This window comes from Sphingobacterium sp. ML3W (assembly GCF_029542085.1).
Lineage (GTDB): Bacteria > Bacteroidota > Bacteroidia > Sphingobacteriales > Sphingobacteriaceae > Sphingobacterium.
In genome coordinates this window covers 6,455,140-6,470,343 of the sequence record NZ_CP107036.1, presented here as the reverse complement: position 1 = coordinate 6,470,343, position 15,204 = coordinate 6,455,140, and the positions used below count along the sequence as shown (strand labels likewise).

The window sequence follows — 15,204 nt, the reverse complement described above, 5'->3', positions numbered from 1 at the left end:
GTATAAATTGGTTAATATGTTAGTTAATATCCCGGATTCTGCTTGTATAGGTATTTGCTCAGTCTGATTTGTGCTTCCGGAATAGGCAAATATTCACTCTTATTCGCTGTAAAATGAGCTACAGCGTAATAAGAACGACGCGATTTCTCCGTTTCATAATACGCATTCATAGTTTGATCCGCGATTCCCCAGCGTACCAGGTCGAAGAAGCGACCATTTTCCATCGCCAATTCCAGACGACGTTCCGCACGTAAAGCCTTCCGTGCATTCTCCTCATTCCATATAATGTTATCTCCATTTTTATAGGTTTCTACCAACATTTTATCCGTTGCATAGCCCGTCATGGTTGCACTATTTTTTGCACGGATACGTAACTGGTTGATCAGCGGTAAAGCTTCGGCGGGACGGTGCAATTCAATCAGCGCCTCAGCACGCATCAATAGGACATCGGCAACACGCAGGACAATACGGTTTTTTGTATTTGCAAAGAATGGTGCCATCGGAACAAAACAATCACAATCTGGATCGACATTCTCCTTCAACGAAGCATACACCGAATAGTCCGCAGGATTGCGGTTCCAGCTCTCCTCGTAAATGCGTTTGGTATTATATTTATAAGGTAATCCCGGAATTGCCACAGTATGGAATAACCTTGGGTCGTATTTTTCCGATGCATGGAAGCTATTCAATGTATTGTAATTATCAAGCGGTACCCCTTTTCCCGTTGTACGGAATGCGTTCACCAAATTCTGGCTAGGTTTGTTGAAATCACAACAGCCCAGACCCATCGGTACAGAAAGCAGATCCGAGAAATTCACACGGCCGAATTTCGTACCATCATCTTTTGAAAATTGTATTGAAAACAGTGCTTCAGTACCATTTTCATATTTCCCCGGCAAAAAGTTAAAGGCAAAATCTGCTTCAAGAGCATGGTTTGATGCAAGTACGATGTCCGTATTCTGCAATACTTTTTCCAGATCTCCCGGATTGATTCCAGTTAGCGCATGTCGTTCTTCGTTATCCTGACGATAGGCTTTGTACAGATATGTTTTAGCAAGATAAGCCGCCGCCGCAATTCGATTGGCACGACCGACTTCCGTTTGTACAGCTGGCAAATGATCTACTGCATATTGAAAATCATCGACAATCTTTTGCCAGAGCGCATCATTGCTCAATGCTCTATTTGATACGGTCTCATAGCTATCTACCGGTACATTTTCATCAATATAGGGTACATATTTAAAAAGCGTTTTGAGCATAAAATAGAAGTGTCCCCGTAGGAATTTCGCTTCGGCCAACTTCCCCTCCTTGCCATCAAAATTGTTCATTTCCTGAATCGTTTTGATGGTCGTATTAGCCCGTGAAATAGCAACATAAAGCTGAAACCACAGTTTATCCACCTCCGCAAAATTGGTCGTGACATTACTGGAGACCTCAAGAAAATGGAACGTCTGTATATCCTGCGGTCCCGATCCACCTTTATATGCATCGTCAGATCGTACTGTACCATAAGGCCATAAGCTAAAAGGCACATCATAATGGTCATTGCCTAAAGCTGCATAAGTGGCTGTCAGTAATCTTTCTGGTTCCTTTACCTGATCGGAGCTCAGTACACCATTAGGTGTCTGATCCAAGAACTTGGTGCATCCGGACAGCAGCCCCGCAAACACCATCATTATCGCGATTTTATTGGTTATTTTTTTCATTGGTATTCTATTTTTTAATATTCCATATTTCCATGGATTTATTGTTTTGGTTTCTCGTCGCATCTATTCCCCTCTCATCCGCAAAGGCTTTTGGTTCTCTCTTCTAAAAGCCAATATTTACCCCTGCGGTCCATGTCGTCGGGATCGGATACCCCCAACCTACATTCTCAGGATCTACGCCTGTAAAATTCTTCGATTTAACTGTAAACAGGTTCTGTCCGGTAACATACACACGTAGGCGGCTCATCCGTAAGCGAGAAGCTGTTGCCGTTGGTAAGGTATAGCCAAGCGAGAGGTTTCGAAGCTTCATATAGGATCCGTTTTCGATAAAATAATTGGACAGACGCCCCTCATCGTTATTGTTTGTTGTCTGCAAAGCCGGAATTGTCGAGGTTGGATTCTGTGGAGTCCAGGCATTGAGTAACCGTACACCTTTATTGGAGTTCACATCATCGACACTCCAGAAATCAGTCTGTTTTTTCAACCAGTTTTCAACGTCTATCCCCTGTACCCCCTGAAAATAGACGGACAGATCAAATCCTTTATACTTCAAGGCAATATTCAAGCTATAGGAAAAATCGGGATGCGGGCTGCCGATCCAGGTTCGGTCCATATCTGTGATCTGCTGATCAGCACCATAGACATTAAGGTAACGCAAACGGCCAATGCCTTTACCGGTCTGGTTAACATGATCATCAACCTCTTTTTGATTCTGAAAGATCCCATCCGTTAAGTAACCATAGAATGAGCCCAATGGTCTACCGATAATATTATCACCCTGACGACCACCATAGGAATTTTCCACGGCTTCGGGCAAATGGGTCACCTTATTTTTATACGACGAAAAGACTGCGGTCACATCATAATCTAAACCAAAAGCAGTCTTATTGCGGTATCCTGTCGTAATATCCAAACCTTTATTTTCCATCGAAGCACCATTAGCCCAGCGATAGCCACCTTCACCGACGACACCGATATAAGCAGGATTGATCAGCATATCTTTTGTCGCTTTAATGTACCAATCGACTGATCCATAGAGACTCTGACCGAACAGTGTAAAGTCCAGGCCGATATTGGTCTGTGTCGTTGTTTCCCATTTTAGATCATTATTTTCAGTCTGGATTTTTCGGTATCCGGAAGGGAGAGTCCCTGTTCCGGTACCTGAAAGATCATAAGCGGTACCATCGACAATATTCCAGGTGGGGTCACCCACCCCATATTCAGGTACAAAGAGCGCATAGGTCGCCAGGTTACCGATGCCCTGATTACCGGTCTGCCCCCAGCCGGCACGCAGTTTAAGATCAGAGATATAATCCTTGGTACCAGCCATAAATCGTTCGGATGAGATTCGCCATCCTGCTGTTACAGCCGGAAAGGTTGCAAAGCGGTTGTTTTTTCCAAAACGGGAAGAACCGTCATGTCTCACGGTGAATGAGGCCAGGTAGCGGTCATCAAAAGAGTAGTTTGCTTTTCCAAAGTATGAAAGGAGTGAAAAACCTGTGGAACCACCGCCAACGGCGGCTGTCCCTGTACTTACACCGGGCCACATGTATTCTGGTGTTTCAATAGCGAAAGCGCCATCTCCCGCTGTATATGCATTAAAACTGATATCGTTCTGTCGGTTCATTTCTACACCAGCCAGTAGATCTATCGTGTGTCTGTCAATCTCTTTTCTGTATGTTGCAGTATTCGACCAGGTCCACTTTAATCCCTGAGACTGTTCCATATTGACAGCACTTCGACTGCTACTCATAAAACCTGAGCGATAGGAAACTTCCAGGTTACGTTTGTAAAAATTACTGTAGTCTATGCCATAGCTTGTGCGTAAATGCAAATCTTTGATAAGCTGCAAATCGGCGTAAACATTTCCAAATAGGCGCCAGTAATTGTATTTATTATTCCTGTTATCATGCAACAGGCGCATCGGGTTATGACGATCATTCATCCCAAGGGCGGGACCGCCCCAACCAATTCCATCTACGGTATGTACAGGTATGACCGGCAATGCCTTCAGGGATAGATCAAGCACATCCCCGGGCACCTGCACCTCTCCCGTGTTGTTCACTGTAAAATTCTCACCGACAACCAACTTACCGTCAAACAGTTTATAATCGGCATTCATCCGGGCTGATATACGTTGGAAATCCGTATACCGAAGTGTTCCACTATTATGCAGATAACCTACGGAAAAATAAGAGCTTGACTTTTCCGTAGCCGAACTCAAAGTCGCATTGTAAGATTGGAGTAAGCCCGGTTTGGAAACTTCATTGAACCAATCGGTATCTGCGGCATACATAGTATGTTCGCGATCGATATATTTGGATACAAACACATTGTTGAGCTGTGGCACGCCATTGGCATCGTTGTTCCACTCAAATTGATAGCCGATATTATTGCTGTTCGGATTACCGCCGCTATTGATTGTTGCCTGCCATAGCGCCTGACCATACTGCTGTGCATTGAGCACCTTCATGCGATTATTAAAATGTGTACTGGTCACATAAGCGTCTACAGTAAGCTTTGGCGCTCCAAGTTTCCCTCTTTTTGTTGTGATCACGATAACACCATTTGCAGCTCGTGAGCCGTAGATACTTGCCGAGGAGGCGTCTTTTAATACCTGAATGCTCTCGATATCGTTGGAATTGAGCTCATGCATGCCACCCTGTGTCGGTATACCATCGATAACATAGAGCGGATCCTGGCTGCTGTTGATGGAGCTGATACCACGCATCCGTACAGTGGCCGCGCCACTTGGACTACCATCAGAAGTTACCGTCATACCCGCTACGCGCCCCTGAAGCGCCTTCATAGGATTATTTTCAGGAGCTTTCATCATTTCGGTCACATTGACGACACTCACGGCGCCGGTCAGATCCTTCTTGCGCTCTCGCTGATAGCCGGTGACAACCACCTCATCAAGTCCTTTTTCGGTACTGACCAACCGGATATCCAAAAATTTCTTGTCCCCCAATAGTATTGTCTGGGATTCGTAGCCAACATAGGTTATTTCCACTGTACCGTTGTTGCCCGATAGCTGGAGTACAAATTCCCCTTTTTCATTTGTCTTCGTTGCCTGACTGGTTCCCTTGAGCACTAACGACGCTCCAACGATGGGAGCGGCTGTTCCGCTGTCCGCAATCCGCCCCCTGATTTCTGTTTGCTGCGCAAAAGCAACAACTGAAAAGAGAGCCAAAGACGGAAGCAACATAGCTTGCTGTCTTGTAAACATAATTGGTTATTATAAGTAGATTATTAATTTGATTATTTTTCTTGCTGTTGCTTATTTCGCATTTTCCCTTTTTTGCATCATAAGCTTTTTACTGTTTCATTTTCCGTTCACTATCACGGAAGATGGGATTCAGCCAGTGAAAGCGGTTGATATCTTCCGCATTATAAGCGGGACATGCACCGCTGCTCTGCGTCACAAACCCACTTAAAGTGGCTGCAAACTCGAGCACTTCCTCCAAGGCTATTCCTTCTGCCATCTGAAACCGCTTGGTCAAAAAAGCCGCTAAAAACGAATCTCCGCTTCCGATGGTATCTTCCACCTGTACTTTCAACGCAGGAAAATGATAGCTGATATTTGCTTTTTTATGATGGTATACTGCTCCTGCGGCGCCGTAGGTAACAATAGCTTCCTGAATAGAGAAACAATCTAACAGTAGATCCACCCGCTGCTGATCTGTGTACGTTGAAGGTGCCCCACTCCATTCAGCGATAATATGCAGTTCCTCGGCATTCATCTTAACGAGATCCGCGTAGCGCAATAGTTCATATACCCGATGAGGACCAAAAAAAGGAGCACGCAAATTGACATCCATGACCCTGAAGGAAGCCTCCTTTAATAAGGTCAATAGGCTTTGAAAACTCATATCATCGCGACAGGCCAAGCTGCCATACACCAAGAAGTCAGCTTTGGAAACAGCTTCCAGCACTGCCGGTCCCGCTGTAATTCTGTCCCAGGCAACAGGGTATACAATATCGTATTGTACATTACGGTCTGCATCAATCGTCACTTCAACGGTAGAGGTCGGCAAGCTATCATCGTACTGAAAGAAGGTTGTCGGGATCCCCAGCTGTTCACATACGGCAAGCAGCTCATAGCCATTTTCATCCCTTCCGACACGGGTGAGCATTTGTGCAACAACGCCAAGCTTATTGAGATGATAAGCAACATTTAACGGAGCCCCGCCCAGTTTTTTCCCGGTCGGCAAATTATCCCAAAGAACTTCTCCGAAACAAACTCCTTGTATTAATTTATTCAGGTTTTTCATTGTCATTATTATTTGTACGCATAAGCGATTAGATCAATAAAAGCGCGATACTTAATGTAAATTGATGGTCTGTCCCATATCTTCCAGCGACCGTCCTTTTGTTTCGGGCATAAATTTCAGTACATAAACAAGCTGCAATACCATAAATAGTGCAAAAATCAGAAAGGTACCGCCACCACCGAGCATCTCTGTCAGCGCCGGAAAACAAAAAGTAATAATCGCAGCCATTACCCAATGTGTCAAACTGCCAAATGTCTGACCTTTGGCTCGCACATCATTCGGAAAAATTTCGGAAATAAACACCCAGATCACAGCTCCCTGAGAGAAGGCAAAGAAGGCAATAAAACTCATCAGGTAGATTGTAATAGCAAATCCTGTTGTTTGCCCTGTATAGAAAGCCTGCGACACCAGTGCGAGGGATACGATCAATCCAATAGAGCCCACCAGCATCAGTTTTTTGCGACCTACCTTATCTATAAAATTGATAGCCACCAAGGTGAAGATAAAGTTGATCACACCGATCCCTACCGTGGAGAGCAAGGAACTTTGGGAACCGAGACCTGCCATTTCAAAGACACGCGGTGCATAATAGATGATCGCATTGATACCCGAGAGCTGATTGAACAACGCAAAACAGAAGGCCAATAAAATTGGTCTGGCGTTTTCACGTATAAATAATTTACCCTCACCTGCCATTGCATCTTTCGAGGCCTGAATTTTCTCGATTTCAAGCGCATAGCCCTCAGAATTGATTCGCTGCATGATCTTTGTTGCTTCAGATAGATTATTCTTATGCAATAGCAGCCATCTGGGACTTTCTGGAATAAAGAAAATCAGCACAAAAAACAGTAGCGACGGAAAACTCTGTACACCCAGCATCCAGCGCCAGGATTCTTCCCCTACCTGTCCGATAAAATAGTTTGATAAATAAGCAATCAAAATACCCAGTACCACATTGAACTGGAAGAGACCTACCAGTTTGCCCCGTGAAGCGGCGGGTGAAATTTCGGAAATATAAATAGGTGCCGTTACCGAAGACACTCCAACACCAATACCGCCCAAAAACCGGAATAAAATAAAAATTGTCCAGTCGTTGGCCAGCGCACTTCCGATCGCTGAAATAAAATATAATGCGGCCACAACAAATAATGTATTTTTGCGACCGAGCTTGTCCGAAGGCAAAGCGCCCAATGCCGCACCAACGACCGTACCTATTAACGCGATGGCCATCGTAAGCCCATGCTGAAACTCACTCAAATGCCAATGCTCCTGTACTGCTTTTTCAGCTCCCGAAATAACAGCTGTATCAAAGCCAAATAAAAATCCGCCTAATGCCACTACAAAAGACCAAGCCAATACCGTGTTTTTGTTCATCTTATCATCTATAATTGATTAACCCAAATTTAACCCTGGCTTCACGGGTACTTAAATTTGTACACAGCAAAAACATTTATTTATGTAACAATTTCAGAAACAACACAAAACATTGTCTATCAATACATTATACTAAATCATAATTTTTAAACTTTCAGTTTTTAGACATATCTTATAGAAAATGATACATATTTCAGCCATCTCTTTTTAGTGTAAAGAATACACTAACCTTGCGCTTATTATCTAAAAAAACTGAAATGATGTATATTCGGATAGTAAAGGGGAAATAAACATGGGAAAATATACCGTCTATGGCATATTGATCCTGCTGCTTTTTTGGGGATGTCAATCGGCAAACCAGAAAAAGAAGCGGGTCATTGCTTTTTCGCAGTGCATTGGGAATGATGCATGGAGGCAAACTATGCTTGAAGAAATGAAACGGGAACTCTCCTTTAATCCCGATATTGAATTCTTATACCGCGATGCTCAAGGCAATAATGCTGTGCAGATTGATCAGATACGCGAGCTGACCAAAGCGGGTATCGACCTGTTGATTGTGTCACCCAATGAGGCCGAACCGCTTACACCGATCGTTGACTCTGTATTCCAGCGTAAAATACCGGTGATTGTAACAGATCGCAAAACCTCTTCAGGTCAATACAATGCTTATGTGGGTGCCGACAACCTTGCCATCGGAAAACTGGCCGGTCAATATAGCCAGGCTGTCCTCCAAGGTAAAGGTAGGGTCGGATTGGTAACAGGCTTATCGGGTACCTCCGCCTCGATTGAGCGTGAAAAGGGATTTATGCAAAGCATATCCGCGGCAAGCGGCATCCAGGTCAGTGCTATTATCCACGGTGGGTGGGAAAAGAATATAGCCTATACCAAAATGCGTGAGCATATTGCTCAAATGACACAAAGTGATATTATTTTTACCTTCAATGACCAAATGGCCATGGGAGTAAAAAAAGCACTGGACGAGGCGCAGCTCCAAAAAGATATTAAAATCATCGGTGTAGATGCGCTGCCTGGACCGGGCAATGGTCTTGAGCAGATAATACAAGGTCATATGTATGCCTCTATACTCTACCCCACTGGCGGAACCGAAGCGATCAGAACGGCGCTGGCGATTATCAACAATCAACCATATCGACGCGAAAATATCCTCGCCACTGCTGTGATCGACAGAACAAATGCAGAACTATTGGCACTACAGTCACAAAAGATACAACAGCAACAGGTAGACATAGACACAAGACAGGAATTTATCACTGAGCAAAATCGGATTTATCAAAATCAAAAATCTGTTCTCAATGTTCTCGTTGTCAGTTTGGTACTCGCAGTCGTATTTGGTGGCATTTCTATTATCGTTATCAAAAGCAATTGGGAAAAAAACAAACACCTTGAAATCCAGAACGGCGAGATCTTATCCCAGCAGAAACAAATCGTTGAAATGAGTAGTCAGATTCAGCAAGCCGCAGAAATCAAAAACAATTTTTTCACCAATATCTCCCACGAATTTAAAACACCCCTCACCCTTATCCTGGCGCCTATCGAGGATCTCGAAATGCGAAAAGATCTATCAGAAGATATCAGAGAACAATTATCACGAGTCAAAAGGAGTGCAAAAAAATTGCAGCGACTCGTCAGCGACCTGATCGACATCCATCGGATCAGCAAAGCAAAAATAAAGCTTCAGGTATCAGCAGTACATATCGACCCTTTTATTCAGCAGGTCATCAACAGTTTTAAACCACTGCTCAAAAAAAGCAGAATATCGATCAGCTACATCAATAAGAGTATGCTCAAAGAGGTCTGGATTGACGAATATCTGATGGAACAGGTCTTATCCAACCTTCTCTCCAATGCGATAAAACATACCACAACCAGTGGTAGAATTGAAATTTCACTCGAAGAAAATAACTTCAAAGATTATTTCTATTTACGTGTGCTGGATAATGGTCTAGGGATCTCGCCCATTGATATCGAGCATATTTTTGATCCCTTCTATCAGGGAACAGGCAGCCGGAATGGATCCGGGATCGGTTTGGCCTACGTCAAACAGATCGTCGAGCTGCATCATGGCCAGATCACAGCCAGCAGCAAATTGGGCCATGGTTCGATCTTCACCCTGCGCATGCCTATCGGAAATACCCATTATCAACAGGAGGAGATCATAGCAGCTGTATCCGGTGTAAAACCTGTGTTCAAGCAACAAGACTTTCTGGATACTGAAGTAAAATCTCCTGACAAGAATCTCTCTTTTCATTCCAATAAATCGAAGAGCATTATGATTGTTGAAGATGATGATGAAATCAGGGATTACCTGAGCTCAATCTTGAAAAACGACTATAATCTTTTTTTAGCGAGAGATTCGCATCAAGCCAGCACCCTGATGAAAGCACATTTCCCAGATTTGGTACTCACCGATATCATGTTGCCTGACGGCAGCGGACTAGATATCCTCAAAGACATCAAAACATTCTACCAGACAGCCCATATTCCTGTCATTCTGTTGAGCGCATTAGCCAATGAAGAGACGATCCTTGAAGGAAGTCTCCTGAAAGCAGATGATTATATAACCAAGCCCTTCAATGCCGCACTCCTTCGGGCAAGGATTGCCAATATGCTACAATCACGGCATCAGCTTAAAGAAAAATATAGTAGTAATGTCGAGCAATTTGATTCAACACAGTCAGATACCATTAATGAAAGCGACAGGCGATTTCTCAATAGCTTTTCGGCTATTGTCGAATCGAAGCTGTCTGATCAGCGGCTGAGTGTCGACGATATTGCCGGCGAGCTCAACCTCTCGCGTGTGCAGCTTTATCGTAAAGTCAAACAATTGCTCGACTGCAGCATCAGCGAGTATATTGTCGAAAGGAGGCTCAAAAAAGCAAAAAGCCTGATGGCCGACGGACTCAATATCAATGAGATCTACAGCAACGTCGGTTTCTCCTCAGCGTCCTATTTTGCCTCAGCATTTAAAAAGAAATATGGACAGTCACCAAGCACCTTTAAGAAAGAACTAGACCGAAAATAAGCGATCAACTATTTAAAAAGGCCTTTCCTCTTAAAAATGTAAAAACTGATCAGCATAAATAAAATGATCATAGCAATATTACTATAATCAAGTCTTTCAAAGGCATCATTTTCATTCATTATATTCATGAAGGCCTTATAAGTACCAGTGTAAGGAATAAAGTCAGAAAAATTCTTTTGAGCTACAAATACCGAAAACACCAGCATAAACATGCTCACGCCAATGGGATAAATAAAGCTTCTGAATAGCAGACTTAATGCCAATTGAATCATCGAAATAGCCGATAGCGTAATCAAAAGCTTCAGAAACGTCACGAAAATCACCAACCTATAATCGTAATTCTGGAAACCGAGCACCGGGTAGATCAAACTCAGTACATACCCACTGATCAAGAAGGCTGCATAGGCAAATAGTATAGAAAACAGTATGGTTAGCAGCATAAAAATAGCCTTTGAAAAAAATATCTTCGACTTGTCAAGCGGTAAAGTAAACAGGACCTTATAGTTGTTGTTCTTATACTCAACATCACAGCAGGCATAAACAAACAGTGCGACCAGAATCGGGTACAGCAAATAAAAAAACTGAAATACATATCTTCCTAGCAATACCTTCCATGGATTAGGTACCGCACTTATACTTCCCGACCGGATGATATCATATATAATATAACCATCAATAGCGAAAATAAGCAATACCGGAGCGATAAGGACGCCAAAAATCTGCCGGTTTCTGAGCAATTTGAATTTTTCAGATAAGAAAGCGATATACAATGTATTAGTCATTAGAGCTGGCAATTAAGTTTATAAAAATCTGTTCAAGGTCTGCACTATGGGACTCTAGTCCATAAATTTCAATGTTATGTTGCACCAGACATTTAATCAACTGATCAAACTGGTTGTCATCTGCTATTTTCACCACGACCGTTTGTCCATCGGTTCTTAATACCGAAAATTCGGCATTGTATAAAATCGTGGCTGCCCGTGTAGCATCGGAAGTCCGCAGTAGAGCCTCCCGTTCCACCTGACGCAGCAACTCATTTTTAGTTCCCTGAAATATCATTTTGCCTCCCTCAATAATTCCTATATGTGTTGCTATCTTTTCGAGCTCGCTTAGAATGTGACTTGACAGAAATATGGTCTTTCCCTGTTCATTGAGCAAGCGAAACAGATTTCTCATTTCGACAATTCCCTGTGGATCGAGCCCGTTTAACGGTTCATCCAGGATTAGAAGTTGTGGATCATGAAATATAGCCATGGCAATTCCTAGCCGTTGCTTCATTCCCATAGATAACATACTGGCTTTTTTCTTTTTCTCTTTTCCTAGATCTACCATTTCGAGCACCGCATCGATTCGTTTTTCTCCCTTTTTGTGGATGATATCCAAATATTTTAAATTCTCAAAAACGGTCAATTTGGTGTAATAGCAAGGTGCTTCGATGAGATTACCCACATTTGCATAAATGTCGCTACGATCGGCTTTTAAACTTTGTCCCCGGATAAAAATAGCATCGGCGTTGTCCTGCAAGAGTCCAAGTAGGAGTTTGATGGTAGTAGACTTTCCAGCACCATTCCGTCCAAGGTAACCGTAGATACTTTTGTCAGGAACATGGAGGTCAATGTTATTTAAAATGGTTCTTGAACCTATTTTAAAGCTGAGCTGTTGAGTTAGGATACTTTCCATTAACGTTCGAGATAAGTTGGTCTTTTATTTAGATCAATATAAAAAATGCCATCAATATAGTCCGTCCATTTTCTTTCCTCCTCAATACCTTGATTGATGACTGAAACAAATGGCCTCCTGAGCAGAGAAGTATCGGGTAGTCCCCGTAGATCCAAAAAGAAATAAGGTACCCCTGTTTGATGGAATAAATTTTCAATGGCCAATTTACCGGGTTTCCCCACTATTTGACCGGCATCATTTTTCTTTCCGTAAGAACTAAAGTCAAGCATATAAGCCTGATGGCCATACTTCTTTTTAATATAGGCACCTAAAGGAAGGTATTCCTTGTTATAAGCTGTTGAAAAGGTATGGATATTGGCACACCAGACAATGATCTTCTTTCCTGGATATAAAGAATCTATTTGGTACTGCAGATTTTGGGCCATCAGTGAGTCGCGTAGCTGCATACTCGCCATGGATCCTGGCGCATATGACCAAGATTTTTCATAATTAGTTTTTATATCCGCGAGGTATCGACTATAAACCCGCTGTTCCTCGTTTCCGCCAGAGGCCCGTAAAGCATGTCTCAATTTCCCTATTTCACTTAAGAGCTGTCTTTTAGCTGTAGAATCAAGCTTTCTATTGGCATACCTGGCTAGGGCCAGATACTCCAGATTGTTGAGTTCTTTTTTTAATAAGGGATAATCTTTTAGACCGATCTTATTTTTAAGGCAAAAATCCGCTAGCAACTTTGCTCGTTTATCAGCAAGTAAACGACCGGAAAACTGAATATCAAATCCACCGAGAGTAATTGGCTTGCCTGATAATTTGGACTTTTGATAGTAGTTTATCAGTGGATCCGTTTCGTTGTTCCGCCACCAGAAATCAAACAACCCCAGACCAGCCAAAGATTGTTTAGGAAGCTGCATAGTCGGACGGTCCATTTCTCTGTTCATGACCCACATATCATATTGTCCTGCTTCATAGAGTACAATGTTATAATCTAATTTTTCGCGGAGATAGCGGATCAACCTCGATTTGGCCCGAAAAGTTTCCCCATCATCATGCTGCATCTCCCCTAACATCAGTATCCTATTATTCTTTAAAATACGATCGAATACACGGAGATCGGAAAAGTTGCTATCCATCATGGAAATACTATTGATTACCGCTTTATTGCGATCCACATCCACCCGCAGGGCCTGATAATTCGGTGGAAGCCGATCATTATAAATAAGTTTATTAAAAATTAAAACAATGGCAATAAGAGCCGTTATTGCGAGAAGTATACGCTTCATTCTGCACGATTAATTCGGTTTATATTTCCAGGAATAAGTCATTAATGATACACTATTCCGAACAACTTCTAATATAAGATGATAATTTCTGTCATTTCCATAAATAATTAATAAAAATCATCTATTATTTCGAAAATAAAAACGGTTAAGCATCTTATGCTTAACCGTTTTTAAGGAGCGCTGTTATAGTGCTCAACAATTATCCCTGAATTGTGTTTATCGCGCGATTAGTACCCCGGATTTTGTTTTAGCGTTCCTTTACTGTTGTCAATTACAGCTTGCGGAATTGGCCATAATTCATTTTTGTCAGCTTTGAATGTTCTACTTTCTGACGTAAAACGGTCAGTCAATGAATTAAATGTGACTTTACCGGTTGCAGGATCAACCTTTCCTTCTGACAACGAGCCATAGACAGTACCATTCATCACATCTTTGGCAATTCCCCAACGGATAATATCAAAACGACGACGCCCTTCACCGGCTAGTTCCACACGAAATTCACGGCGCACCAGTTCACGTAATTTGCCTTGTGCAGCATAAATAGCTTTATCCACTTTTGGCATTTTAGCACGCTCACGTACCAGATCTATATTTTCATATACGCTATTATCGATCTTACCCAGCTCAATTTTTGCCTCAGCATTTAATAATAATATCTCCGCATAACGCATCACAATAATATTGGTGCCTACATTCCACAGGTTAGCATAGCTACTTGGGTTTTGGATATATTTTTTATAGTTATATCCCGTACTTGAGGCATTATCTGCCGCAGTAGGGTAATCGTCTGAACTACGGCTTAATGGATCAAAGTATTTACCATTATAAGATGCTCCCGGATAAACAATTGTTGCACTCAGACGTGGGTCCCTATTTTCATAAGGATTTGCTGGATTATAACTTGTCGATTCTCCAATTGGTTTTCCCGCAGCTGTTTCATAAGCATCAACTAAACTTTGGGTAGGTACAATAGATCCCCAGCCGCCCATAGAATTAGGCAACATAATGCCAAGTGAGGTATATCCCTGTACATTTACTACGTACTCGATATTCATCATCACCTCGCTATTATTTTCATTCGCTTCTTCAAATAATGTCGCATAATTATCGAATAGTTTGTAGGTTCCAGATGAAATAATTTCTTGTGTTGTATTGATTACGTCCTGATACTTCTTTTGAAAGGCATAACAACGCGCCAATAGGCCCAAAGCAGCGCCCTTTGACATTCTTGCGCCACCTTTTGAATAAGTCAAATCAACCGCCGCCTCTTTTAATTCCTTTTCCACAAACTCAAGCACCTCTTTTTGAGTATTTGCCGGAATGTAAGCATCCTCCTTGGCCATTGTTTTGGTAATAATCGGCACAGAACCGAATAAAGTGGCCATATCAAAGTATCTATAAGCGCGAATCACACGTACTTCAGCAATCAATTTCTTTCTTTTCTCTACCGCCATAGGAGCTTTATCAATATTCTCCAAGATATAGTTAGCCCGACGAATATGCTCATAGGTATATCTTGCCTCAGCATTTCCAGAATTTGTCGGCGTTGCTGTGCCATTACCTAGTGCCTGGAAGCCCTCCCATGGAAAATCGCTATTGGAGTTATCGGAGGTACAATCCATATAAAAGATTTGCGTTCCATCTTCCCAGGCTGAGCCTTCGTTAATTTTTCCGTCCGAATTGCTTGTACCACTATACAGGCCAGTCACAGCAAAATCAGCCTCAGCTTCTGTTTTCCAAAAATTATCTGCGTTAAATGCATCCAATGGTTCCTGATCAAGTTTTTGACAAGATGCCATCAATGCAGCTACACCCAATGCGATTGTTATATTTTTAAGTTTCATGATTTA

General features: G+C 42.4%; 9 protein-coding genes. 1 reads left to right on the top strand and 8 read right to left on the bottom strand.

Annotation, left to right across the window (positions count from 1 at the left end):
* Positions 1-23: 23 nt before the first annotated feature.
* The 4 genes from OGI71_RS26715 to OGI71_RS26700 all read right to left on the bottom strand — a co-directional run bounded on the left by OGI71_RS26715 (position 24) and on the right by OGI71_RS26700 (position 7,354).
* Positions 24-1,706, bottom strand: coding sequence for a RagB/SusD family nutrient uptake outer membrane protein (locus tag OGI71_RS26715; protein WP_282253220.1), 1,683 nt, complete (start codon positions 1,704-1,706; stop codon positions 24-26).
* A 103-nt stretch (positions 1,707-1,809) separates the two neighbouring features.
* Positions 1,810-4,935 carry a TonB-dependent receptor gene (locus tag OGI71_RS26710; protein WP_282253219.1) on the bottom strand — a complete coding sequence of 1,042 codons (3,126 nt, stop codon included), beginning with the start codon at positions 4,933-4,935 and terminating at the stop codon, positions 1,810-1,812.
* An 88-nt stretch (positions 4,936-5,023) separates the two neighbouring features.
* Positions 5,024-5,980, bottom strand: coding sequence for a carbohydrate kinase (locus OGI71_RS26705; RefSeq protein WP_282253218.1), 957 nt, complete (start codon positions 5,978-5,980; stop codon positions 5,024-5,026).
* Between the two features lie 51 nt (positions 5,981-6,031).
* Positions 6,032-7,354, bottom strand: coding sequence for a sugar porter family MFS transporter (locus tag OGI71_RS26700; protein ID WP_282253217.1), 1,323 nt, complete (start codon positions 7,352-7,354; stop codon positions 6,032-6,034).
* A gap of 292 nt (positions 7,355-7,646) precedes the next feature.
* Between OGI71_RS26700 and OGI71_RS26695 the strand changes: the two genes are divergently transcribed.
* Positions 7,647-10,397 (top strand): substrate-binding domain-containing protein, encoded by a 2,751-nt coding sequence (locus OGI71_RS26695; RefSeq protein ID WP_282253216.1) that lies wholly within the window; start codon positions 7,647-7,649, stop codon positions 10,395-10,397.
* A gap of 8 nt (positions 10,398-10,405) precedes the next feature.
* Here OGI71_RS26695 and OGI71_RS26690 read toward each other — a convergent pair whose 3' ends face one another.
* From OGI71_RS26690 to OGI71_RS26675, 4 genes are all read right to left on the bottom strand, one after another.
* Complete coding sequence (locus tag OGI71_RS26690) at positions 10,406-11,179, bottom strand: ABC transporter permease (RefSeq protein WP_282253215.1); 774 nt, start codon at positions 11,177-11,179, stop codon at positions 10,406-10,408.
* Positions 11,172-12,077 carry an ATP-binding cassette domain-containing protein gene (locus tag OGI71_RS26685; RefSeq protein ID WP_282253214.1) on the bottom strand — a complete coding sequence of 302 codons (906 nt, stop codon included), beginning with the start codon at positions 12,075-12,077 and terminating at the stop codon, positions 11,172-11,174. Before OGI71_RS26685 ends, OGI71_RS26690 begins: the two co-directional genes overlap by 8 nt.
* Positions 12,077-13,354: an erythromycin esterase family protein gene (locus tag OGI71_RS26680; protein ID WP_282253213.1), complete on the bottom strand. Its 1,278-nt coding sequence runs from the start codon at positions 13,352-13,354 to the stop codon at positions 12,077-12,079. Before OGI71_RS26680 ends, OGI71_RS26685 begins: the two co-directional genes overlap by 1 nt.
* 227 nt (positions 13,355-13,581) lie before the next feature.
* The gene (locus OGI71_RS26675; protein ID WP_282253212.1) at positions 13,582-15,198 is read right to left on the bottom strand and encodes a RagB/SusD family nutrient uptake outer membrane protein; all 1,617 of its coding nucleotides are present in this window, start codon (positions 15,196-15,198) and stop codon (positions 13,582-13,584) included.
* Between the last annotated feature and the right edge of the window lie 6 nt (positions 15,199-15,204).